This is a genomic window from Achromobacter sp. MYb9 (assembly GCF_002975275.1).
Lineage (GTDB): Bacteria > Pseudomonadota > Gammaproteobacteria > Burkholderiales > Burkholderiaceae_B > Achromobacter.
In genome coordinates this window covers 108,413-132,644 of sequence record NZ_PCOQ01000007.1, presented here as the reverse complement: position 1 = coordinate 132,644, position 24,232 = coordinate 108,413, and the positions used below count along the sequence as shown (strand labels likewise).

The following is a 24,232-nucleotide window of genomic DNA, read 5'->3' as shown; positions in this document are numbered from 1 at the left end:
CCCCGCGAGGGTCACACCTGCGCCAGCGCCTGTTCCAGGTCGGCGATCAGGTCGTCGATGTGTTCGATGCCGATCGACAGGCGCACGGTCTCTTCGCGCACGCCGGCCTTTTGCAGCTCTTCCGGATTCAGTTGGCGGTGCGTGGTGGAGGCCGGGTGCGTGGCCAGCGACTTCGAATCGCCGATGTTGACCAGGCGCGTGAACAGCTGCAGGGCATCCTGGAAACGTGCGCCGGCGTCGCGGCCGCCCTTCACGCCGAAGGTGAACAGGCCCGGCACCTTGCCGCCCAGGTACTTCTTTGCCAGCGCGTGGTCGGGGTGGTCCGGCAGGCCGGCGTAGTTGACCCATTCCACCTTCGGATGCTCGCGCAGGTAGCTGGCCACCTTGACGGCGTTCTCAACGATGCGGTCGACGCGCAGCGCCAGCGTTTCGATGCCCTGCAGGATCTGGAAGGAATTGAACGGCGAAATCGCCGCGCCCGTATTGCGCAACGGCACGACCCGCGCACGGCCGATGTACGCAGCGGCGCCGAAGGCTTCGGTATAGACCACGCCGTGATAGCTGACGTCGGGTTCGCTCAGGCGCTTGAAGCGTGCCTTGTGCTGGGCCCACGGGAACTTGCCGGAATCGATGATGGCGCCGCCCAGGCTGGTGCCGTGGCCGCCCAGGTACTTGGTCAGCGACTGCACGACGATGTCGGCGCCGTGCTCGATCGGGCGCAGCAGGTATGGCGACGGCACGGTGTTGTCCACGATCAGCGGCAAACCATGGCGGTGGGCCACGTCGGCCAGCGCGGCGATGTCGGTGATGTTGCCCAGCGGATTGCCCACCGATTCCGCGAAGATGGCCTTGGTGCGGTCGTCGATCAGCGCTTCGAAAGCGGCCACGTCGCTGGGGTTGGCGAAGCGCGTGGTGATGCCGTACTGCGGCAACGTGTGCGCCAGCAGATTGTAGGTGCCGCCGTACAGCGTGCTGGACGACACGATGTTGTCGCCCGCTTCCGCGATGGTCAGGATGGAATAGGTGACGGCGGCCTGGCCCGAGGCCAGCGCCAGCGCGGCGATGCCGCCTTCCAGCGCCGCCACGCGCTGCTCCAGCACGTCGGTCGTGGGGTTCATAATGCGGGTGTAGATATTGCCCGGCACCTTCAGGTCGAACAGGTCGGCGCCATGCTGCGTGTCGTCGAACGCGTAGGCAACCGTTTGATAGATGGGCACGGCCACCGCGCGCGTGGTGGGATCAGGCCGGTAGCCGCCATGCACGGCAATGGTTTCCAAGCGCCAATTGGGCTGCTTCGGTTCAGTCATGTGTCTCTCCTGGAGATGCGTTATTGATGATTCAGGTCAGACGCCAAGCGCGCGCACGGCGCGCAAGATGCGTTCCACGTCTGCATGATTGTTATAGGCGCCGACGGACAAGCGTACGTAACCATACTCCACTACGCTGGCGATCACGCCGGCCTGATTCAGATGCGCCAGGGCAGCGGCGGGATCGGGCACGCGCAATGCCGTGGTCGTGCTGCGCAACGCGGCGTCAGGCGGCGACACCACCTGCGCGCCCAACGCACGCAGGCCGTCGCCAAGCGCCTGCGACAGTTCCAGCACCCAAGGTTCGATGCGCTCGGGTTCGGCGCCTTCGATCAAATCCAACGCCCCCGCCCAGCCGGCAATGCCGGGGTAGTTCAGATTGCCGGATTCCAGCCGGCGGGCGTCGCCCGCGTCGGAGACCCCCACCTGCCATTGCAGGCCGGACTTGTCCAGGGTAGTCACGCCAGACGGGCCGATATAAAGCGGGTCCAACGCGTCCAGCAGCTTGGGAGACACGTGCAAGAATCCCACGCCCAACGGGCCAAGCAGACCTTTGTGCGCGCCGCATGCGAAGGCATCCACCTGCCATGCGTCGACCTGGGCGCGCAACAGGCCTGCGCCCTGGATGCCGTCGACAATCAGCCAGATGCCGCGCGCCGCGCAACGGCGGCCCAGCTCGGCAATGTCGGTGCGCAAGCCCGTTCCGTACTGCACCCAGGACACCGCGATCAAGCGGGTGCGGGCATCCACGTGGCGCCATAGATCATCCACCGTGTAGCGGTGCGCGTCCGCCTTCGCCACCCGCACCTGCACACCGCGGCGGCGCAGATTCAGCCAGGGCAAAGCGTTCGTGGGATGCTCCTGGTCGTCGACGATCAGGTTGTCGCCGTCTTGCCATGCAAGGCCTTGCGCAACGGTATTCAAGCCTTCGGTGGTGTTCTTCGTGAAGGCCAGCCGGCGCGAGTCTCCGCCGATCAAGCGAGCCAGCCGAACGCGTAATGCGTCCGCATCGCGCAGCCATTGCGGCTTGTCGCTGCGGGCATGCGTGATGCCATCGAAGAAGGCGGCGACAGCGTCCGCCACCTTGGGCGACAGCGGGCTGGTGTACGCGATGTTGGCGTAGGCCTTGTCACGCGTGATGGGAAACAACTGCCTGAATTCGTCCTGCCAGCTCATGCGCGACCTTCCCTGTCATTCCAACTTGGTATGCCGGAATTCTAGGTATATGACGCGTATCTGGATAAGGCTTAGTTCTTATATTGATATGACCATATAGTCGCTCGAAAACCGCGGGCGCCCGCCCATAATTCATGCCTTTCTTGCATACAAACGATACGGGAACGGCATGCGACTGACTCAACTACTCAACGTGGCGGGCGTGGCGGCGGCGCTGACGATCGCCGGCGCGGCCCACGCCGGCACGGTAGACACCATCAAGAAACGCGGTGAACTGGTGTGCGGCGTCAGCCAGGGGTCGGCGGGCTTGTCGATCGCCGACAAACAGGGCCGCTGGACCGGCCTGGACGCAGACCTGTGCCGCGCGCTGGCCGCCGCCGTGCTGGGCGACGCCGAGAAAACGCGCTTCGTCCCGCTCAGTTCGCAACAGCGGTTTCCCGCGTTGCAGTCCGGCGAGATCGACGTGCTGAACCGCAACACGACCATCACGTCCAGCCGCGACGCGGGGTTAGGGATCGTGTCCGCCGGCATCGTCTTCTATGACGGCCAGGGCTTTCTGGTGCCGCGCAAGCTGGGCGTCAAAAGCGCCACCGAACTGGACGGCGCGCAGGTCTGCGTGCAGCCCGGCACGGTCAACGAACAGAACCTAGTCGACTACTTCAAGAAGCACAAGCTCACGTATCGCCCGGTGGTGATCGAAAACCTGGTGGAGTTGGAACAGGCCTTCTATGCCGGCCGCTGCGACGTCTACCTGTCTGACGCCTCCACGCTGGCGGCCAGCCGCGCCGCGCGGGCCGGCAAGCCGGACGACTTCGTGATCTTGCCCGAGCGGATCAACAAGTCGCCGCTGGGCCCCTTCGTGCGGCAGGACGACGCCAACTGGGCGGCCATCGTGCGCTGGACCGTCAACGCGCTGGTCGCCGCTGAAGAGCTAGGCATCACGGCAAAGAATGCCGACAGCCAGGCACAAAGCAGCGATGCGCAAGTCCGCCGCCTGTTGGGCGTGGATGCGGGCATCGGCAAAAGCTTCGGCCTGGACGAGAGCTGGGCGAAGAACGCCATCAAGGCCGTCGGCAACTATGGCGAAGTGTGGGACCGTAACCTGGGCGCCGCCACCCCGCTGAAGCTGGACCGCGGCCTGAACGCGCAATGGAACCAGGGCGGCCTGCTGTATTCGCCGCCGTTCCAATGACCATGACCTTCTGAACGCGGCGGGCGGGCCCATGGCCCGCCTTTTGCATTGCCACCTGCCATGATGACTGTAACGACCCCTCCCTTCCGTTCTCCCGGCTCGCTGGGCCGCTGGCTGCCATCGCTGGCCTGGATCCTCGCGCTGGGCGGCATGGCATCCGTCTTGCTGGGGCATATCGAATCGGTGCAGGCCATGCGTGGCATCCAGGGCGGGTTCGGATTCCTGCTTCAGCCCGCCGGCTTCCGGATTTCGGAAAGCCTGCTCGCCGTCGCGCCGGAAGACCCTTACTGGATGTCGATCGCGGCGGGCCTGGTCAATACACTGACCGTGGCGGCCGTGGCAATTCCGCTTGCGACCGCGCTTGGCATCGCGCTGGGCCTCATGCGCTTGTCGCCCCATCCGCTGGCCGCGCGTTGCGCCGCCGCCATCATCGCGCCGTTGCGCAACACGCCCGTGCTGCTGCAATTGTTCCTCTGGTACGGATTGCTGCTACGCCTGCCGGACGTGCGGCAGGCGTGGTCGCCATTGCCGTCGGTGCTGCTGTCCAACCGCGGGCTGGCTTTGCCCGCCGTGCAGGGCGCGTTGCCCTATGCCGCCCTCGCGCTACTGGCCGTGACGTTGGCTTGGCAGGCAAAACGCCGCTGGGGCAACGGCGCCGCCATCGCCGCATTGGCCATCGCCGCATTCGCCGCGTACTGGCTGCCCGCCATGCGGATAGACCTGCCCATCAAGCGCGGGCTGGGTCTGCAAGGAGGCTGGCAGCCCAGCATCGAATTCGCGGCGCTGCTGATCGGCCTGGTGGTCTTCCATGCGGCCTACATCGCCGACATCGTGCGGGCCTCGGTACGCGCCGTGCCCGTCGGGCTGGTCGAGGCCGGCCAGGCCATGGGCCTGACGCCTTGGGCCGTGCTGCGCAAGGTGATCACCCCCTACGCCACGCGCGTCGCCCTGCCCCCTTATGCCAACCAATGCCTGGCGCTGGTCAAGAACAGCACGCTGGCGATCGCCATCGGCTACCAGGAACTGATGGCCGTCATCAACACCGCCATCACGCAAACGGGTCTTGCGCTGGAAGGGATTGCCCTGGCCGTGGCGGTCTACCTGGCGCTGGCGCTAGCGCTGGGCGGCGGCTTGTCGGCCTGGAACGCGCGCAATACCCGCCATGGCCCGGGCGACACGCACGGCGCAAGGCTGGGAGACCGCCCGTTATGGCGCGCAGCCGGCCGCGACGCGCGCCCGTGGCGTCGCAACGCGGTGTCGGTAGCCTTGACCGTGCTACTGGCCGCCGTCGCCTGGGCGCTGCTGGACTGGGCCGTGTTGCGGGCCGTCTGGCGGGGCGACCCCGCAGCGTGCGCCGACGCTGTCGGCGCCTGCTGGGCTGCCGTGGGCGAAAACCTGCCGCTGCTGTTCTTCGGCACCATGACGCCGGCCGACCGCTATCCCGGCGCCGTCGCCTGCGTGGCGTTGCTGGGCGGGATCGCACTGGCGCTGGGCGGGCAGCGCGTGCCTGCCCGGGCGCGCGCCGCCGCGTTGGCCGCGCTGCTACTGATCGTCGTTGGCGCGTTGACGGGCTGGCCATGGGGCGGCGCCTTGATCGGTCCGCAACGCTGGGGCGGGCTGCTGGTGACGCTGATACTCGCCATCGCCGCCTTGGCCGCCGCCGTGCCGCTGGCCTTTGCTTTGGCGCTGATACGCCGGTCCGGCAGCCGCGCGGGCGCGCTGGCCGCGGCCTGCCTGATCGAAGCCGTGCGCGGCATTCCCCTGGTGACGCAGTTGCTGTTCGCGTCTTTCGTGCTGCCGATGCTGCTGGGCGGCGGCATGTCGAAGTTCAATATGGCGCTGGCGGCGCTGACGCTGCATACCGCCTGCCTGCTTGCCGAAGTGCTGCGCGGGGCGTTGCAGGCTATCCCGCCAGGTCAGATGATGGCGGCGCGCGCGCTGGGCATGCGCCCCGCCACGGCCTATGCCACGGTGATCTGGCCGCAGGCCCGCCGCATCGCCGCCCCCGCCGCGCTGGGCGTCTTCGTCGGCGCCGTCAAGGACACGTCGCTGGTCAGCATCATCGGCGTGTTCGACGTGCTGGGCGCGGCCAAGGCGGTGGTTGCCGGCACCGATTGGCGGCCCTACCACGTCGAGGTCTATCTGGCCGTGGCGTTGTTGTATTTCGCGGCAAGCCTGGCGCTGTCGCGGGTGGCCAGGCGAATGGAAATCAGCCCGCGCGCGACGCCAGCGGCGTGCGGCTTAAAAAGCGATCGAAGGCATTCAGGTACGCCACTTCCACCGCCGTAAGCTTGCGCTGCTTGTGCCAGGTCAGGAACACATCGATTTCAGCCACGGACTCGGCGGGCGGCAGGCGCCGCAGTTCGCCGCTAAGGACATCCTGGCGAATCAGGTGTTCGGGCAGGAAGCTCAGCCCGATGCCGGCCACCACCATGCGCCGCACCTCTTCGATATTGGGCGACGTGCCCACGATTCGGCCCGTGAAGCCTTGCTGGTCACGGAAGATGGTCAGCGGGGACAGCGTGTCGCCGATCTGATCACTGGCGAAGCACACGAAGTTCTGGTCCATCAGGTCTTCGATGCTGACCCGCTGTTTCGAGAACAGCGGATGGTGCCGGCCGCAGACCACCGCGTAATGGTGCCTCAGGAACAGGCGCCGCTCCAAGGCATCGACGGGCTTGCGGCACAGGCAGATGCCCAACGCCGGCACCCGCTTGGCAAGCGCGTCCAGGATGGCCGCGCTGGGCAGCACGTCCATGTGGAATTCGATCTTGGGATAGCGGCGATGGAACTGCGCCAGGAAGTCGTCGTATGCCGGGCTTTGCACCTTGCTCATCACCAGCAGCCGCAGCGTGCCGGCGATCTCTGCCTTGTCCTGGGTGGCGGCGTTCTCGATGCGCGCCATCGTGCCGTACATGTCGCGGGCGATCGCGTAGATCTCGTCGCCCAGGCCCGTCAAACGGAATTCGCCGTTGCGCCGATGCAGCAGCAAGCCGCCCACCGCCTCTTCCAGCCGCTTGAGCGCCTGGCTGACGGCCGGCTGGCTCAGATGCAGCGCCTGCGCCGCCCGGCCCACCCCGCGCTCTTGCACCACGAACATGAAGGTGCGCAACAGGTTCCAGTCCATGCGTTCGGGCGCAAGCGTCAGCGCGGTAGGCGGCGAAGTCGGTTTTCGGGCGGGCGGCTGGGGCATGGCATCGCGGAAGGGATCGAAAAAAAGGCTGTCGAACCCCGCTGGCCATGCCGGCGCCGCGCGCTTCAAACGCCGGACAGCCCCGCGAAAAACCGCGACGCGTTGGATTCCAACCCTTCGATATAGTAGCCGCCTTCCTGCACGATCACGGTCGGCAGCCGCAAGCTGCCGACTTCCCGGCCCAGGCGTTCGAAGCCGTCTTCCGTGACGGCGACCATGGCTTGCGGGTCTTTTTCGAAGATGTCGAAACCCAGCGACAGGACCAGCGCGTCCGGCTGGAACAGGTCGATCGCCCGGCGCGCCTGGGCCAGCCGGTCGAAGAACACCGACTCGGGGGAACCGTGCGGCATGGGCAGGTTGATGTTGTAGCCATAGCCCTCGCCGGCCCCGCGCTCGTCCTCGAAGCCCGCGACAACGGGGTAGAAGTTCTCGGGGTCACCGTGGATCGACACGTACAGCACGTCGTTGCGCTCGTAGAAAATCTCCTGGATGCCCTGGCCGTGGTGCATGTCGGTATCCAGAATCGCCACGCGGCCGAATGCCGATCGGAGCCGTTGGGCCGCGATGGCGGCGTTGTTCAGATAGCAGAAGCCGCCCGCGGCGTCGCGACGGGCATGATGGCCGGGCGGACGGCAGATCGCGTAGGCGTGGCGGTCGCCCGCCAGCACGGCCTCGGCGCCGGCAACCGCGCACTGTGCGGCCCAGTACGCCGACTGCCAGGTGTGCGGACCCACCGGGCAACTGCCATCGGCCAGGTAGCGGCCCGCCTTGGCCAGCACGCCCCGCAGGGCGTTGGGTTCGCGTACAAATACGTTGGACACGACTTCGCCGCCCCAATCGCCCGGCAGCTTCATCCAGTCTTCATGGGCGCTTTGCAGGAATTGCAGATAGTCCAGGGAATGCACGGCCGACAAGGCTCCCGCCCCATGATCGGCCGGCGCCTGCACGTCGAATCCCAGCTTGCGCGCCGCCTGGACCAGGCCATCCAGCCGCGCCGGCACCTCCTGGGGCGTGCGCATCTTGCCGCGCGAAAAATAGGTCTGCGGGTGGTGCAGCTTTTGGTCGTCGTGGAAAAATGCCTTCATGCTTGCTGATCCTTCAGTTGGAATTGCTCGGTGCGCTGGCCGGCATTGCCCAGCAGCAGGACGGAAACCAGGGAAAGCAACGATATCGCCGAAAACAACAACGCCAGCGGCCACCACTGGCCTTTGAAGTTCTCGGCCAGCACGGTGCCCAGCAACGGCGTCAAACCGCCGAAGATGGCGCCCGACAGCTGATAGGCCATGGAGATGCCGGTGTAGCGGATGCGGGTCGGAAAGCTGTCGCTGACGTAACCTGCGATCACCGCGTAGTAGGCGCCCATGAAGAATACCGCCACGCCAACGCCCAGGGTAATACTGGTAAGCGAGCCCTGGTCGACCAGGTTGAACATAACGTAGGGCGTGAACATCGATACGAACGCCATGGCGCCCAGGAACCGCAGGTTGCCGACACGGCTGGCTACGTAGGCGGCCAGCGGCGTGATGAAGAACTGCATGATCGACACGACCAGCAGGCAGTCCAGGATCACCGCGCGGTTCAGGCCCACGTACTGCGTGGTATAGGCGATCATGAACGTGTTGGTGAAGTAGAAGCCCGCGATACCCAGCACATTGGCCCCAACCGCCAGCATCAACAGGCGGGGCGCGCCGCGCAGCACCTGGGCAAGCGGCGCCTGCACGGGCGCGGCGGATGGGGTGGCCGAGGCGGACTTGGCGCGATCGGCCTGTGCCTGCTTCTCGGCCAGGAAATCGGGCGATTCGTTGACGCTCAGCCGGATCACGAAACCCACGATCAACAGCACGGCCGAAAACAGGAACGGCACGCGCCAGCCCCAGCTCAGGAACGCGCCATCGTCCAGGCCCGTCACCAGCTTGAACATCAGCATCGACAAAATCAGCCCGGCGGGGCTGCCCAATTGCGCAAAAGACGCGAAGAAAGTGCGCTTGCTCTGGTCCGGCGAATGCTCGCCGGCCATCAACACCGCCCCGCCCCATTCGCCACCCACCGCGATGCCCTGCACGATGCGCAACACCACCAGCAGCACCGGCGCCCAGAAGCCGATGGAAGCATAGGTGGGCAACAGGCCGATCAATACGGTCACCGAGCCCATCATCACCAATGTGATCACCAGCGATTTCTTGCGCCCGATCTTGTCACCGATATGGCCGAAGATCGCGCCGCCCAGCGGGCGGGCGAAGAAGCCCACCGCGAACGTGCCCAACGCGGCCAGGGTGCCGTAGAAGCCGGAGGCCGACGGGAAGAAGAGCTTGCCGAACACCAGCGCCGCGGCAGTGGCGTAGATGTAGAAGTCGTACCACTCGATCATGGTACCGACGAAAGCGGCGGTCGACGCGCGCACCGGCTGGTGCCCTGTCGCAGGTTTTCCCCTCATGTTTATCTCTCTTACGGTAGGTTGAGGTCTGTCAGCCCGCTGTTATAGCCCTGGCCCCACCATAAGAAAAATTCTTATTTCTTATCCGCCGTATTACTTTGTCTAATGAGTAAAAACCCTTATTTTGCAGCGGCTTGGCGCTGTCGCGGCCGCGTCAGCCCCCTGCCCCGCGCAGCCGCTCCAGCCACGCTGGCCGGGGCGCGGCATCCAGCCAGTTCTTCACGATCAGGCCAAGTTCGGTGTCCCCTGAAATCCGCAGGCGACGTTGGAAGAACAGCGTGTCGGCGTCGGTTTGCCCCCGCACCAGGCTGATCAGGTCGGCCAGTTTGGCGCCCAGTTCCAGGTCACACGTGGCGCGGTCCCAGGCGGGCCGGAATGCGCCGCCACGCACCGTGAAGGCGCTGCGCAGGCCCAGGTCTTCAATGGTGATCGCGAAACTGCGGCCGTCCAGTTCCGCTGGCGGCTGTAGCCAATTGAGGCGTCGCGACAACTCCAGGCCGGCGACGAAGTGCAACGACACGAATGGCGCGGGCAGGCGCCGGCCCACGCGGGCAAGCCACGCCGGCGGACCAAGGTTCAAGGCGGAACTCACGCCGTGGCCTCCAGCAGTTCGATACCGGAGCGGCCGTGGTAATAGCCGTTGCATCGGCCCACGCCGGCAGGCGGAGAAACCGCCATGGGCGCGCCGCCGTCACGGATCGCATCCAGCGCCGCCACGGCATCCAGGGTACCGGATGACTGCGGGCTGACGCGCAGGACGTCGACGCCCATGCGGGCAAGTTCGGACGCCTGGGCCAGCAAGTCCAGGCAGGCAGCGGACTGCACCTGAATGCCATTGATGCCCAGGAACTCGCGGGACTCGCGCGTGCGCATGTCCAACCCGTCGGGATGTTCGATGCAACGGAAACCGCAATCGTCCTTCTTCAGCCGGAAGTGCCGGGCGGTAAAGCAGCGCGCCGAAAAGGCCAGCGCCATGCGGCCCCACACCATCACTTCGGCCGCCATGTCGGTCGGGCGCTCTTCGAGCAGGCGGGCCAGCGTGGCGCCGTCCATTTCCAGCGGCGCCACGAAGCGCACCGCCCCCTGGCTGCCCAGCCAGCGCAGCGTGCCGCCGTGATAGGCGTTCACATGCGGGCCCGCCACGAAGGCGCGGCCCGTCAGATGCCGCATCGCGCCCAGTTCACCCGCCTCGACCATGAAGTCGTCCTGGTCGCAGAGCTTCTTCAAGGCGTGCGCCTCCGCGCCGGTTTCGATCAAGGTGCGGCTGGACAGCACCACGGTTTTGCCCGCATCCCGGAGATCACGGGCAAGGTCCAGCCAGTCGTCCGCGCGCAGTTCGTGGCGGCGGCTACAGACCGTTTCGCCAATGTAGAGGATGTCGGCCGGGCTGTCGGCCAGCTCGGCGTAGAAGTCCAGCGTGCGCTGGCGCGGCCAGTAATACAATAGCGGGCCGACGGATATCTGGAATGGGTTCGGTTTCATTTCCATGGACGTTCGAATGCGCCTTGGGTGACTTGGGATCCTTCCGCATGGCGCGCCAGCAAGGCGTTCCATTCGGGCCGCGGGGAAAAGCGCGCAGCGTCGGCATGCACGCTGTCCAGCGCCGCACGCAGTGTGGACACCACCTGCGTGACATAGGCCGGGCTGCGCTGGCGGCCCTCGATCTTGATGGCGGACACACCCATTTCGGCCAGGCGCGGCAACAGGCCGATGGCGTTCAGGCTGGTGGGCTCTTCCAAAGCGTGATCGGCCACGCCGTCGACGTCGAAGCGGCCTTTGCACAACGTGGGATAGGCGGCTGGCTCGCCGGGTTCGTAGCGGTCGATGAGAATGCCGGACAAGCGCGCGTCCATGCGCCCGTTCTCTTCTACCCAGCGCACGGCGTGGGCGGGCGAACACACGCCTTTGTTGTTGGGGGAATCGCCGGTGGCATAGGACGACAGCAGGCATCGGCCTTCCGCCATGACGCACAGGCTGCCGAAGCCGAAGACTTCGACTTCCACGCTGACGTTCGCACAAATGCGGGCGACTTCGGCCAGGGTCAGCACGCGCGGCAGCACCACGCGGCGGATGCCGAATTGCGCTTTCATCAGTTCAATGGCGTCGGCGTGCGTGGCGGAGCCCTGCACGGATAGATGCAAGCGCAAGTCGGGATAGCGATCGCTGGCGTAGGCCAAGAGGCCGGGATCGGCCATGATGACCGCATCCGCGCCCAGCCCGTGGGCGGCATCCACCGCGTCGTGCCATTCTTGCGAGCGGCCCGCCTGCACAAACGTATTGATGGCGAACAGCACCTGCCGGCCCTTGCGGTGCGCCAGGTCGACGCCGGCCCGGATGTCGTTTTCGGTGAAATTGAGCCCGGCGAAATTGCGGGCGTTGGTGGCGTTCTTGAGCCCGAGATAGACGGTATCGGCGCCCGCCTCGATTGCGGCTTTCAAGGCAGCCAGGCTGCCGGCGGGGGCCACGAGCTCTATAGGAGAGGTTCGAGTTTGCATGCCGGCCAGTCTAGGGTCCGGCCGCCATCCGGGCCTTGTCGCAGATCAAACCCGGCTGCGCCCGCGCCGTGAAAACGGGGCGCTATTCTTCGGAATGCAGCCCGTGTTCCACGGCGTACACCGCGACCTGCACGCGGCTGGTCAGGTTCAGCTTTTTCAACACGTTCTGCACGTGGATCTTGACCGTGCTTTCGCTGACGTCAAGCTCACGCGCGATGACCTTGTTGCTGGCGCCGCGCGCCAGGCATTGGACAATCTGCGTTTCGCGCGCCGTCAGCCGGTGGCGTTCGGCGTTGCCGGGCGTCTGCGCCGCCAGCGTGGCCTGCCCGCGAAACTGGTCGACCAGCTTGGCGGTCATGCTTTCGGCGATGACCGATTCACCGGCCGCCGCGCGGCGGATGGCCGTGGTCAGCACTTCGGCGTCGATGTTCTTCACCAGATAGCCGCGCGCGCCATCGCGCAGCGCCTGGCCCAGCTCGTCGGCCTCTTCCGAGACCGTCAGGATGATGACCGCACAGGACGGCAGATCCTGCGTCAGCAGTTGCAGCGTTTCCAGGCCGGACAGGCCAGGCAGGTTCAAGTCCAGCAGCACCACGTCGGGCTTGAGTTCCTTGGCGCGTTTGATGCCCTCGACGCCGTCCCCCGCCTCGGCCACCACTTCAAAATCAGGCTGGCGTTGCAGCAGCAGGCGCACGCCGGAACGGAACAGCGTGTGGTCATCGACGAGCAGGATACGGATAGGCATGTTGGGAACGTGTCAGGCGGCCTGGCGTTCGCTGCCAGGCAAGGTCAGCGCGACGCGCGTGCCGGCGCCGGGCTGGGATTCGAGTTTTATCACGGCGCGCATCCGCGCGGCGCGCTCTTGCATGATGTGCAGGCCAACATGGGATTCGCCGCGTTCGGCCACTTCGGCAGCGTCGTAACCCTGTCCGTTATCGCGGATCAACAGCGAGAAGTCGCGCTCGTTGCTTACCGATATCTGCACCTGGCTGGCTTCGGAGTGCTTGCGCACATTGGATAGCGCCTCTTGCAGGATGAACAGCACCTGTAGCTGCTGCTCGGGCGGCAGCGGCCCGCCTTCGTCCCCGCCGAAGCGCAGGTCGGTGTCGATGCCGGTCTGGCGGCGGAAGCGGTCCACGGTGGATTCGATGGCGGCCCGCAGATCCCCCTGCCCCAGCTTGCTGCGGAAGTTGGTCAACAGTTCGCGCACGTCCTGGTAGCTTTCGTCCACGCCCGTGCGCAGCAACGGCAGGATCTCGGTGATTTCTTCCTGGTCGCCACGCTTGACCGCGCCGTCCAGCATCTGCAATTGCAGGTTCAAGAAATTCAGGCCCTGCGCCAGGCTGTCGTGCAGGCCCTGCGCGACCAGCCCGCGTTCCTGCACCACCGCCAGTTGCCGGGCCTGCGCGCTTAGGCGCCGGTTGTCCAGCGCCACGCCCAGGTGCTGGCCCAGGGTCTCCAGCAACTGCGAATCAGACGGCGCCAAACGGCGTTGCTGGCGGAAATGCAGTGAATACGATCCCAGCACCTCGTCGCGAGTCACGATGCGAAACACCGCCACGCTGGCAAAGCCCTCTCGCTGGCAGTTCAGGTCCAGTTCGGGCGACGAATGGCGGAAATCCTGGATGACGATGACACCCGCCTGCCGTGTCGCGACGCCGCAGTAGCAATCGCCGACCTTCATGCAGTGTTCGGATTCCACGAGTTCGTCGGACAAGCCCACCGACACCACCAGATTCAGCTTTTCGTTGGTGGGATCCAGCGCCCGGATGCTGCCCCCTTCCGCGTCGAACTGCAACATGACGCGGCGCAAAAAGCCGTCGCACATGGCCTCGATCTCGTTCGGCTGGTTCAAGAAGGCCGCCATGTCGTACAGCGCGCCGATGTCGCGGTTCTGCGCGGCCAACTGCGCGGTCTTTTGCTCTACCCGCTGTTCCAGGCCGGTGTACAGGTCTTGCAGTTCGTCCGCCATGCGGTTGTAGCCACTGGCCAGCAGACCGAATTCGTCCTGGCTTTCCACCGGCAGACGCGTGCTGAATTCGCGCTCGGCCATGCGCTTCAAGCCGTCGCGCAAACGCAGCACGGGCGCGATGATCCATAAGTACAGCAGATAGATCATCGCCAGCGTGCCGGCGCTGGCGATCGCGGCCAGAATGCCCTGCGACAACCGCAACGACGTGGTCTTGCCAGCGTTGTCCTGTTCGATCATTCCCACCAGGGTATCGGCGCGCGAGACGAATTCAGGCAGGGTCTGCAGATACGTCGCGGCGTCGGGCTGCGCGATGCTGCGCAGCGCGGCCGGTTTCATGACGTCTTGCCAGTAACTGGCCACGTCGTGCCATTGCGCGCGGATCTCGGCATTGCTGGGAATGAAGAGCGGACGGGCCGGGTTGCCCCGCGCCAGCCGCGCGATGGTTTCGTCCAGCACCGCGATCTGCTCCTGGGTGCGGACTTCGCGGCCGGCCTGCGGCCGCATCAGTTCGACCGCCACGCGGTTGGCGCGCATGCGCAGGCTGCCCGTGTCGTTGATGGCCGCGCCCGCACCTTCCAGTTGCCAGGACAGCCATAGCGTCCAACTGATCATCGACAGCACCACCACCAGCGCCGCCAGTGAACTGGCGATGATGCGCGTGGACAGGCGATGCCGCGGCGAAGGCAGGCCATCAAGTCCGGCGATGGGTGAGGAAGGCGTCATGACGATCGGTGCAGGCAGCGCGGTACGGCTGACAGTGTAGACGCCTTCATTCCAGGCCCAGCGCGCCGCACAGGAAATCCACCACCCGCGCCGGGTCGTTCAACGGCAGGCAGGGCAAGCCCGCGTCCAGCGGCGCGTCGGTCGCGACCGCCAGGAAACTGCTGTCTTGCGCATGCAGCGGCGGTTTGCCCAGCGCGGGCCGAAAGACCTCGATGCGCGGGATCGCCGCCTGCTTGAAGCCTTCGACCAGCACCAGATCGGCCGGCGACAGGCGGGCCAGCTGTTGCGCCAGCGAGGGCTCCGGCGCATCCCGCAGCTCGTGGACGATGGCGTAGCGGTAAGGCGACGCCACCATCACTTCCTGCGCGCCGGCCAGCCGGAAGCGCGCGCTGTCCTTGCCCGGCGGCTCCATCTGGAAATCGTGGTGGCTGTGCTTGATGACGTTCACGCGCAGGCCCCGCGCCGCCAGCAACGGCAACATCGCTTCGATCAGGGTGGTCTTGCCGCTGCCGGACCGGCCGGCAATACCGAAAACTGGGGTCATGCATGCTCCGTAAACAAGGGACAGACTACGGGCAGAAACGCGTCTGCCCGCGGCGAGTATGCCAGCAATGCCCCGGCCACCAGATCGAAGTACCAGCCGTGCAGCGTCAGGTCGCCCGCCTGGACGGCGCGGCGCACGAAAGGAAGGTCCTCGAGGTTGCGCAGCGAGATCAGGATGGACGCCTGCTCGCAGGCGCGGCGGCGCTCGGCGTCGGTGGCGGCCGGCATCTGCCGCAGCACGCGGTGGCGGGCCGGTTCCGCGATGTCCATCCAGCGCTCCAGATAGTCGGTTTCGCCATCGCTGCGGGTGCGCCGTTCCATCAGCGCCCGGATGCCGCCGCAATGCGCGTGTCCCAGCACGATCACGCGGCTGACCCGCAATTGCTCCACCGCGAACTGTATCGCCGCCAGCACGCCCTGCAGACCGCGATCGGCGCTGGCGGGCGGCACCAGGTTGGCCACGTTGCGCACAGCAAAAATGTCGCCGGGGTCGCAGCCCAGCATCATGGCGGGGTCCACCCGGGAATCGCAGCAGCCGATCAGCAGCGTGCTGGGGTGCTGGCCGTCGCGCAGATTACGGTACAGCGCGGGCGCCTGCTCGTAGTATTGCTGTTGAAACCGCTGGAAGCCGTCGACGAACCGTTCGATATCTCGCATGTCAGCCCCCCGTCTGCGCCATGAACCGGACGATGCGCTCGGGGCGGGTCACGAAATCGTGCCGTTCCGGCTTGGCGGCGATGCCCGCCAGAATCGCTCGAGCCAGCTGGGCGTCGCTGGCCCCGCTACGCAGCAGCCGGCCCAGCGGCACCTGGGCTTCCTGCCCCAGACACAGGTATAGCGTGCCGTCCACGCCCAGGCGAACCCGGTTGCACGCCGCGCAGAAATGACGCGACATGGGGGTAATCACGCCCAGCACCGGCGCGCCCTCGCCCGCTGTCCAGTACCGTGCCGGGCCGGTGGCCGACCCGGCCAGCGACGGCACCAGCCCGGCGTCCGCCGCCAGGCGCGTGCCCAGCGCGTTCAAGTCCGTATGCGTGAAGCCCCGGCCGCATTCGCCCATCGGCATGGGCTCGATCAGGCGCAGCACGAACCCTTGTTCGACCGCATAGTCCAGCAAACGCCGAACGTCGTCTTCCGGCGTCGCGGCATGCACGACGCTGTTCAGCTTGATGGGGGAATAGCCCGCTTGCCGCGCCGCGGCCAACCCCGCCAGCACCGAATCCAGGCAATCCCGGCCGGTGATCTGGCTGAAGGCGGCGGCATCCAGTGTGTCCAGGCTGATGTTCAGACGGGTCACGCCAGCGGCGCGCAGCGCTTCGGCATGGCGCACCAGTTGCGTGCCGTTGGTGGAGACGGACAGGTCGGCCAGCCCCGGCATCGCGGCGATGTCTCGCGCCAGATCGGCGACGCCCCGGCGCAGCAGCGGTTCGCCCCCCGTGAGCCGGACCTTGCGGATGCCCAGGCCCACGAACACGCCGACCAGCCGCGCCATTTCGTCAAGGCGCAGCCAGTTGGCCGGCGTCTCGAAGCCCTTGAAATCCTTGGGCAGGCAGTAGCTGCAACGCAAATCGCAGCGGTCGGTGACGGAAACGCGCAGGTAGTCGATCCGGCGTCCGAAGCCGTCTGTCAAAGGTCCGGCAGCGGGCTCGTCCATCATGCGGCGCTCCCGCCGTAGACGCGTTCAGGTTCGCCGCCTGCGGCAAGATCGACACCCTGGACGTCTGCGCGCTCGACCAGCAGCTTGGTGTACTGCCGCCAGGCCGTGTCGCGGCTCATCGAAGTCAGCGCCATGGCGATCTGCTGCGCCACGTGCTCATACGGCAACAGCCGGCCTTCGATGCGGCGCGTCACCCGGACGATGTGCAGGCCGTGCCGGGTTTGCAGCAACTGCGGCAGCAATCCGCCCGAGGGCAGCGCGAAGACGGCGCGCTCGAACTCCGGCACGGTGTCGCCGCGGCCCAGCTGGCCCAGGTTGCCGCCCACCGTCGCCGACGGACAGTTGGACTGCTCGCGCGCCACCTCGGCGAAGCGCGAAGGATCGGCCAGCAATTCCTGCAGCACCACGTTGGCGTGGGCGCGCAGCATGTCCAGGTTTACGCTGGGCGTGACCTGGAACAGGATGTGGTCGGCTTCGACCAGTTCGCCCACCATGAAACGTTGCGGGTGCATCTGATAGAAGCGGCGGCAGGCGGCGTCGTCCGCTTGGGGGGCTGGCGCCTGTGCCGCGAGCAAGGCGCTGATAGCGCCCTCTTCGTCTTCGGCGGCCAGCCCGAGCCGGCCGGCTTCGTCCAGCAGCACCCGCCGCAAGACCAGCGCGGTGACCGCGTGGCGCATCGGATTGTCGGCTTGCGCGTGTAGCGGCAGTTCACGTTCCAGATCTGCGTCGTTCAGTTCGACGCCATTCACAATGACAGGCATGTTCGGCTCCTGGGTGCGTGTCGATTCAGCGCGGACGGACCAACTGCCACGCGCGGCCCAGATAGCCCAGCGAGGCGAAGCCGCTCCAGACGTGCACCAGGCGCGTGAACGGGAAGATCACGAACAGCGTCAGGCCCATGAACAGGTGCATCTTGAACAGCAGCGGCACATCGGCGACATGGCTGGCGGCGTCGCCCTGGAAGGTGACAATGTGCTGCGCCCAGGTCATCAGGCGCACCATCATTTCGCCGTCCATGTGGCCAGCCGAGAGCACGATGGTCGACAGGCCCAGCAGCAAGGTGACAAGGATCCACAACAGCAGCAGCTTGTCGCCGGGACGGGTCGTGCGGGCAATGCGCGGATCGGTCAGGCGGCGGTGGATCAGGATCAACAGCCCGATCAGGCAGAGGCCGCCCATGATGCCGCCAGCCGCCATGGCGACCGCCTGCTTCAGCGTGTGCGAGACGCCCAGGGTGTCCCACACCACGACCGGCGTCAGCAGCCCGGCCAGATGGCCGAAGAACAGCCCAAGGATGCCGACGTGGAACAGGATGTTCCCCAGCCGCAACTGGCCGCGGTGCAGCAGTTGCGAGCTATCTGTCTTCCAGGTGTATTGCTCGCGCTCGAAGCGCGCCAGGCTGCCCAGCAGGAAGACCGTCAGCGCAATATAGGGATAGATGCCAAAGAGAAACTGATTCAGGGAATTCATGATGCGTCGTCCTGAGCGTTAATGGGCGGCCGGCGCCCGGGGGTAGAAGCGCAGGGTCTGCGCGCCATCGCCCGAGAACGGCCGCAGCAGCGGTTCCACGCCGTCCTGGCTGACGCCGAAGGTCTCCATGGCGTCGTCCATGTCGCGCACGGGCGGCGCCGTCTGTTCGCGCGGGGTCACGGTGGACTGGGCGCGCAGCACCGCGAAGATCCCTGCGTAGGGGCTGTCGCCTTTGGCCAGCCGCGCGCCGATGGCGGCCAGCACGTGGATCGCCTCATCCAGCAGTTCCTGCGCCTCGTTCGGTTCGATCACGCCCAGGAACTCCAGGAACAACGGGACATGGTCGGGCAGCTCGGACACGATGGGTTCGAAGCCGTGGCCGCGGTACGTCTCCAGCAGGTCGACCATGGCCTGGCCGCGGTCGCGGCTTTCGCCGTGCACGTGTTCAAACAAGTGCAGCGAATGCGAGCGGTTGCGGTCGAACGTGGCCACATAGTTTTCCTGCACGGCGATCAGGCCGTTGGTGGCCAGGTAGGCGATCAACGGCTGCAGGGCTTCCTCGGCGTCGGGATCGGCGGCAAGCGCCGTTTCCACTTCGCCCAGGGCGTCCAGCAGGTCGGGCTCGGGATAGCTGAGCAAAGCGGAAAGCAAACGGTACAGGTTCATGAAGTTCTCCTTTCCTAGCGCGCCACGGCGGCTTTCTTGCGGGATTTCGGCATCTCGATGAAGATCTCGCTGCCTTCAGGCTTGCGTCCGAACAAGGTGCCTTCGGACACGCCGCCCGAGCAGCCATTGCCGAATGTGAACCCGCAACTGCCCTTCTCGTTGAAGCTGTCTTCCACCACTTCCTTATGGCTGCTAGGCACGACGAAACGGTCCTCGTAGTCGGCAATGGCCATGATCTTGTACATGTCCTGCACGGTGGCTTCGGTCAGGCCCACCTGCTCCAGCAAGGCGGTGTCGCGTTCGCCGTGCACGGTTTCCGAGCGCTTGTAGGCGCGCATGGCGAGCATGCGCTCCAGGGCTTGCAGCACCGGCGCTTCCTTGCCCGCCGTCAGCAGGTTGGCCAGGTAACGCACGGGAATGCGCAGGCTGGACACGTCCGGGATCATGGCGCTCTTGCCCACGGTGCGCTGAGGCATCTTGCCGGCCTCCGCCGCCGTCTGGATGGGCGACAACGGGGGGATGTACCAGACCATCGGCAACGTGCGGTATTCCGGGTGCAGCGGGAAGGCAACGCGCCATTGCACCGCCATCTTGTAGACGGGCGATTGGCGCGCGGCTTCCAGCCACGATTCGGGAATGCCCTGTTCGCGGGCAGCGGCGATCACTTCCGGTGAATGCGGGTCCAGGAACAGGTCCAGCTGCGATTCGTACAGGTCTTGCTCGTCGGCGGTGGCCGCCGCGCGCTCGATCTGGTCGGCGTCGTACAACATGACGCCCAGGTAGCGGATGCGGCCCACGCAGGTTTCCGAGCAGACGGTCGGCTGGCCGGCTTCGATGCGTGGGTAGCAGAAGGTGCACTTCTCCGCCTTGCCGCTGCTCCAGTTGTAGTAGATCTTCTTGTACGGGCAGCCCGAGATGCACATGCGCCACCCGCGGCATTTGTCCTGGTCCACCAGCACGATGCCGTCGTCTTCGCGCTTGTAGATCGAGCCGGACGGGCAACTGGCGACACAGGCCGGATTCAGGCAGTGTTCGCACAGGCGCGGCAAGTACATCATGAAGGTGTTCTCGAACGTCGAGTACATCTCTTTCTGCACGCCTTCGAAAAGCGCGTCCCGGCTGCGCGAACTGAACTCGCCGCCCAGATCGTCTTCCCAGTTCGGGCCCCATTGGATTTTCTCCATCTTCTTGCCCGTCAGTACCGAAATCGGGCGCGCGGTGGGCGGGGTCTGCAGCAAAGGGGCGTTCTGCAGATGCTCGTAGTCGAACGTGAAGGGTTCGTAGTAGTCGTCGATGGCCGGCAGGTTCGGGTTGGCGAACAGGTTGGCCAGAATGCGCAGCTTGCCGCCCTGGCGCGGCTCCAGCTTGCCGGCGGCGGTGCGCTTCCAGCCGCCCTTCCACTTGTCCTGGTTCTCCCATTCCTTGGGATAGCCGATGCCGGGCTTGGTCTCGACGTTGTTGAACCAGGCGTATTCGACGCCATCGCGGCTGGTCCACACGTTCTTGCAGGTCACCGAGCAAGTGTGGCAGCCGATGCACTTGTCCAGGTTCAGCACCATGCCGATTTGAGCGCGTATCCTCATGATTGCTTCTCTTTTTGTTGCGTTGCTTCCGTGGCAGGGGCTTCAACGAGCGGGCCATCCAGCCAGTCCACTTTCTTCATCTTGCGCAGCACCACGAATTCGTCGCGATTGGCGCCGACCGTGCCGTAATAGTTGAAACCGTAGGCCTGCTGCGCGTAGCCGCCGATCATGTGCGTGGGCTTGAGCACCGTGCGCGTGACCGAGTTATGGATGCCGCCGCGCTTGCCGCTGGTTTCGGCGCCGGGCACGTTCACGATCTTTTCCTGCGCGTGATACATCAGGCACATGCCCACCGGCACGCGCTGGCTTACCACCACCCGCGCGGTCAAGGTACCGTTGACGTTGAAGACTTCCACCCAATCGTTGTCGACCAGCCCGGCCTGCTTGGCTTCCGTTTCGGACACCCACACGTGGGGGCCGCCGCGGCTGAGCGTCAACATCCGGAGGTTGTCCGAGTACGTGCTGTGGATGCCCCACTTCTGGTGCGGCGTCAGCCAGTTCAGGACCAGTTCCTTTTCGCCGTTCGGGTAGCGGCCCAGCATGGGCGCGACCGTCTTGGTGTCGATGGCTGGCTTGTACACGCAGGAACCTTCACCAAAATCCAGCATCCAGCGATGGTCCTGGTAGAACTGCTGGCGGCCGGTCAGCGTGCGCCACGGAATCAGTTCGTGCACGTTGGTATAGCCGGCGTTGTAGCTGACCTCTTCGCTTTCCAGGCCCGACCACGTTGGCGCGGAAATGATCTTGCGGGGCTGTGCCTGGACATCGCGAAAGCGGATCTTGTCGTGCTCGCGGCCGGCGGCCAGATGCGTGTGTTCGCGTCCGGTGATCTTGCCCAGCGCTTCCCAGGCCTTGACCGACACGTGACCGTTGGTCTCGGGCGCGAAGGTCAGGATCATTTCGGCGGCGTCGATGGCGGTGTCCAGGCGCGGACGGCCCTGGCTGACGCCGGCCTCGGCCACGCTTTCATTGATGCCGGCCAACTCGCGCACTTCGTGCTCGGTGTTCCAGTTGATGCCCTTGCCGCCGTTGCCCAGCTTGTCCAGCAAGGGGCCGACGGACGTGAACTTGCGGTAGATGTCGTTGTAGTCGCGTTCGACCACGGTCATGGACGGCGCGGTCTTGCCCGGCACCAGGTCGCATTCGCCCAGTTTCCAGTCCTTGGGCTCGAAGGCCTGGCCCAGTTCCCCCGGCGTGTCGTGCATCAGCGGCGTCAGCACCAGGTCGCGGCGCTTGCCCAGGTAGGGCCCGCCGATCTCGCTGAACTTCTTGGCCAGCAGTTTGTAGATCTCCCAGTCGGTCTTGCTTTCCCACAGCGGTTGCACCGCTTCACTCAAGGGGTGGATGAACGGGTGCATGTCGGACGTGTTCAGATCGTCCTTTTCATACCAGGTGGCCGTCGGCAGCACGATGTCGCCATACAGGCAGGTGGTGCTCATGCGGAAGTCCAGCACGGTCAGCAGGTCCAGCTTGCCTTCGGCGGCATCGTCCTGGAACGTCACTTCCGTAGGCTTGATCGCGTCGCCCTCGTCGCCGAACACCGCGTTCTGCGTGCCCAGGAGGTACTTCAGGAAGTACTCGTGGCCCTTGCCGCTGGAACCCAGGATGTTGGAACGCCAGACGAACATGTTGCGCGGGAAGTTGGCCGGATCGTCCGGGTCTTCGCACGACATGCGCAGCGCCCCGGATTTCAGTTGCTCGACGGCATGCGCCACGGGGTCGACGCCGGCGGCTTCGGCCTGGGCCACCACGTCCAGCGGATTGGTACGCAGTTGCGGCGCCGACGGCAGCCAGCCCATGCGCTCGGCGCGGGCGTTCAGGTCGATCATGCTGAGGTCGCCATACTTGGCGCGGTCGGCGGTCGGCCCCAGGATTTCCTGCACATTCAGCTTTTCATGACGCCACTGGCTGGTGTGCGCATAGAAGAAGGACGTGCCGTTCATCTGGCGCGGCGGGCGCACCCAGTCCGACCCGAACGCCAGCGGCGCCCAACCGAACTGCGGACGTAGCTTTTCCTGGCCCACATAGTGGGCCCAGCCGCCCCCGCTCTTGCCGACGCAGCCGCACATCATCAGCATGTTGATGATGCCGCGGTAGATCATGTCCATGTGGTACCAGTGATTCAGGCCGGCGCCCACGATCACCATCGACTTGCCTTCGGTATCGTGCGCGTTCTGTGCGAATTCACGCGCCACCTGGATCACCTGCGCGCGCGGCACGCCGGTGTGCTTTTCCTGCCACGCGGGCGTATAGGGCACGTCGTCGTCGAAGGACGACGCGACATTGCCGCCGCCCAGGCCGCGGTCCAGCCCGTAGTTCGCCATTTGCAGGTCGTACACGGTGGCAACCAGCGCGTCCGTGCCGTCGGCCAGGCGGATGCGGCGGGCCGGCACGTTGCGCACCAGCAGTTCGTCGTGTTCGCTGCCAAAGTACGGGAAGCCCACGCCGACCACGTCGCTGCCGGCGCCGACCAAGCTCAAGGCCGGCTCGATCTCGCGCCCATTGCCGCCGTCCTTGGATTCCAGGTTCCAGCGTCCGACCTTTTCACCGCCGTTGACGGCGCCTTCGCCCCAGCGAAAGCCGATGCTGCCATTGGGCGCCACCAGGTCGCCGCTGCGCGCGTCCAGCACCAGCGTCTTCCAATCGGGGTTGTTCTGCTCGCCCAGCGCGCCATCCAGGTGCGAGGCACGCAGGAAATGGTCGGGCGCATAGAAGCCATCGCGCTCCTTCAGCAGGACCAGCATCGGCATGTCGGTATAGCGGCGCACGTAATCCTGGAAGTACGGCGACGGGTTCGCCGACAGGTGGAATTCCTTCAGGATCACGTGGCCCATGGCCATCGCCAGCGCCGCATCGGTGCCCTGCTTGGGCGCCAGCCAGATATCGCCGAACTTGACCATTTCGCCGAAGTCGCTGGATACGGCCACCGTCTTGGTGCCCTTGTAGCGAACCTCGGTGTAGAAGTGGGCGTCGGGCGTGCGGGTCTGGGGCACGTTCGAGCCCCACACCATCAGATAGGTCGAGTTGTACCAGTCGGCCGATTCCGGCACGTCGGTCTGTTCGCCCCAGACCTGCGGGCTGGCAGGCGGCAGGTCGCAGTACCAGTCGTAGAAGCTCAGACACGCGCCGCCCAGCAGGCTCAGGTAGCGCGCGCCGGCGGCGTAGCTGACCATGGACATGGCCGGGATGGGCGAAAAGCCGATCACGCGGTCCGGGCCGTATTTCTTGATGGTCAGCGCGTTGGCGGCGGCAATGATCTCGGTGGCCGTATCCCAATCGGCGCGCACAAAGCCGCCCAGGCCGCGAATGGCCTTGTAGCGCTTGGCGCGAACGGGGTCCTGGCTGATCCATTCCCAGGCGGCGATGGGGTCCATGGTCTTGCGCGCCTCGCGCCACATTTCCATCAGGCGGCCCCGGATCATCGGGTACTTCACCCGCTGCGCCGAATACACGTACCAGCTGTAAGAGGCGCCACGGGGACAGCCGCGAGGTTCGTGATTAGGCAGGTCGGGACGCGTGCGCGGATAGTCCGTCTGCTGGGTTTCCCAGGTGATCAGACCATTCTTGACGTAGACCTTCCACGAACACGACCCCGTGCAGTTCACGCCGTGAGTCGAACGCACGACCTTGTCGTGCTGCCAACGGGAGCGATAGGCGTTTTCCCACTTGCGGTCTTCGTTGACCGTTTCGCCGTGGCCGTTCGCGAAGGTGGACTTCACCCGCGACATGAACTTCAGCCGGTCCAGAAAATGACTCATTGTGTTTCTCCAAGAACGCCGGCCTGGCCGGCGCGTACTGCGATCAATGCCGTTGAAACCACT

20 protein-coding genes are annotated in these 24,232 nt (G+C 65.8%); 2 read left to right on the top strand and 18 right to left on the bottom strand.

Going from position 1 to position 24,232, the window contains the following annotated elements; genetic code table 11:
* Positions 1–11 precede the first annotated feature (11 nt).
* Positions 12–1,307: an O-acetylhomoserine aminocarboxypropyltransferase/cysteine synthase family protein gene (locus CQ050_RS12920; protein ID WP_105557227.1), complete on the bottom strand. Its 1,296-nt coding sequence runs from the start codon at positions 1,305–1,307 to the stop codon at positions 12–14.
* A gap of 36 nt (positions 1,308–1,343) precedes the next feature.
* On the bottom strand, positions 1,344–2,483 hold the full coding sequence (locus tag CQ050_RS12915; protein ID WP_105557226.1) for an aminotransferase class V-fold PLP-dependent enzyme: 1,140 nt from the start codon (positions 2,481–2,483) through the stop codon (positions 1,344–1,346).
* A gap of 169 nt (positions 2,484–2,652) precedes the next feature.
* On the opposite strand from CQ050_RS12915, the gene CQ050_RS12910 reads away from it, so the two are divergent.
* A complete protein-coding gene (locus CQ050_RS12910; protein WP_105557225.1) occupies positions 2,653–3,675 on the top strand; it encodes an amino acid ABC transporter substrate-binding protein in 1,023 nt (340 codons plus the stop codon).
* A gap of 60 nt (positions 3,676–3,735) precedes the next feature.
* Complete coding sequence (locus tag CQ050_RS12905) at positions 3,736–5,964, top strand: ABC transporter permease subunit (protein WP_233214009.1); 2,229 nt, start codon at positions 3,736–3,738, stop codon at positions 5,962–5,964.
* Here the strand turns inward: CQ050_RS12905 and CQ050_RS12900 are convergent.
* The 16 genes from CQ050_RS12900 to CQ050_RS12825 form a co-directional block, all read right to left on the bottom strand.
* Positions 5,885–6,868 carry a LysR family transcriptional regulator gene (locus CQ050_RS12900; RefSeq protein ID WP_105557345.1) on the bottom strand — a complete coding sequence of 328 codons (984 nt, stop codon included), beginning with the start codon at positions 6,866–6,868 and terminating at the stop codon, positions 5,885–5,887. The genes CQ050_RS12905 and CQ050_RS12900 overlap by 80 nt on opposite strands.
* Positions 6,869–6,933: 65 nt before the next feature.
* Positions 6,934–7,953 carry a histone deacetylase family protein gene (locus tag CQ050_RS12895; protein ID WP_105557224.1) on the bottom strand — a complete coding sequence of 340 codons (1,020 nt, stop codon included), beginning with the start codon at positions 7,951–7,953 and terminating at the stop codon, positions 6,934–6,936.
* Entirely contained in the window at positions 7,950–9,302 is a 1,353-nt protein-coding gene (locus CQ050_RS12890) for an MFS transporter (protein WP_105557223.1), read from the bottom strand. Before CQ050_RS12890 ends, CQ050_RS12895 begins: the two co-directional genes overlap by 4 nt.
* A 154-nt stretch (positions 9,303–9,456) precedes the next feature.
* Positions 9,457–9,894 carry an SCP2 domain-containing protein gene (locus CQ050_RS12885; RefSeq protein WP_233214007.1) on the bottom strand — a complete coding sequence of 146 codons (438 nt, stop codon included), beginning with the start codon at positions 9,892–9,894 and terminating at the stop codon, positions 9,457–9,459.
* Positions 9,891–10,784 carry a U32 family peptidase gene (locus CQ050_RS12880; RefSeq protein ID WP_105557344.1) on the bottom strand — a complete coding sequence of 298 codons (894 nt, stop codon included), beginning with the start codon at positions 10,782–10,784 and terminating at the stop codon, positions 9,891–9,893. The genes CQ050_RS12885 and CQ050_RS12880 overlap by 4 nt, the downstream gene beginning before the upstream one ends.
* A complete protein-coding gene (locus tag CQ050_RS12875; RefSeq protein WP_105557221.1) occupies positions 10,781–11,797 on the bottom strand; it encodes a peptidase U32 family protein in 1,017 nt (338 codons plus the stop codon). Before CQ050_RS12875 ends, CQ050_RS12880 begins: the two co-directional genes overlap by 4 nt.
* A gap of 82 nt (positions 11,798–11,879) precedes the next feature.
* A complete protein-coding gene (locus CQ050_RS12870) occupies positions 11,880–12,542 on the bottom strand; it encodes a response regulator transcription factor (RefSeq protein ID WP_105557220.1) in 663 nt (220 codons plus the stop codon).
* A gap of 12 nt (positions 12,543–12,554) precedes the next feature.
* Positions 12,555–14,492, bottom strand: a complete 1,938-nt coding sequence (locus CQ050_RS12865; RefSeq protein ID WP_105557219.1) for a type IV pili methyl-accepting chemotaxis transducer N-terminal domain-containing protein — start codon at positions 14,490–14,492, stop codon at positions 12,555–12,557.
* Between the two features lie 46 nt (positions 14,493–14,538).
* Positions 14,539–15,036: a molybdopterin-guanine dinucleotide biosynthesis protein B gene (mobB, locus tag CQ050_RS12860; RefSeq protein WP_105557218.1), complete on the bottom strand. Its 498-nt coding sequence runs from the start codon at positions 15,034–15,036 to the stop codon at positions 14,539–14,541.
* On the bottom strand, positions 15,033–15,692 hold the full coding sequence (locus tag CQ050_RS12855; RefSeq protein ID WP_105557217.1) for a carbonic anhydrase: 660 nt from the start codon (positions 15,690–15,692) through the stop codon (positions 15,033–15,035). Before CQ050_RS12855 ends, mobB begins: the two co-directional genes overlap by 4 nt.
* Position 15,693: 1 nt before the next feature.
* Complete coding sequence (gene moaA, locus CQ050_RS12850; protein WP_105557216.1) at positions 15,694–16,692, bottom strand: GTP 3',8-cyclase MoaA; 999 nt, start codon at positions 16,690–16,692, stop codon at positions 15,694–15,696.
* Positions 16,689–17,453: a peptidylprolyl isomerase gene (locus tag CQ050_RS12845; RefSeq protein WP_105557215.1), complete on the bottom strand. Its 765-nt coding sequence runs from the start codon at positions 17,451–17,453 to the stop codon at positions 16,689–16,691. The genes moaA and CQ050_RS12845 overlap by 4 nt, the downstream gene beginning before the upstream one ends.
* A gap of 25 nt (positions 17,454–17,478) precedes the next feature.
* On the bottom strand, positions 17,479–18,162 hold the full coding sequence (narI, locus tag CQ050_RS12840) for a respiratory nitrate reductase subunit gamma (RefSeq protein WP_105557214.1): 684 nt from the start codon (positions 18,160–18,162) through the stop codon (positions 17,479–17,481).
* An 18-nt stretch (positions 18,163–18,180) separates the two neighbouring features.
* Positions 18,181–18,828 (bottom strand): nitrate reductase molybdenum cofactor assembly chaperone, encoded by a 648-nt coding sequence (gene narJ, locus CQ050_RS12835; RefSeq protein ID WP_105557213.1) that lies wholly within the window; start codon positions 18,826–18,828, stop codon positions 18,181–18,183.
* A 14-nt stretch (positions 18,829–18,842) separates the two neighbouring features.
* Positions 18,843–20,411 carry a nitrate reductase subunit beta gene (narH, locus tag CQ050_RS12830; RefSeq protein ID WP_105557212.1) on the bottom strand — a complete coding sequence of 523 codons (1,569 nt, stop codon included), beginning with the start codon at positions 20,409–20,411 and terminating at the stop codon, positions 18,843–18,845.
* Positions 20,408–24,169 carry a nitrate reductase subunit alpha gene (locus tag CQ050_RS12825; protein WP_105557211.1) on the bottom strand — a complete coding sequence of 1,254 codons (3,762 nt, stop codon included), beginning with the start codon at positions 24,167–24,169 and terminating at the stop codon, positions 20,408–20,410. Before CQ050_RS12825 ends, narH begins: the two co-directional genes overlap by 4 nt.
* Positions 24,170–24,232: the final 63 nt, after the last annotated feature.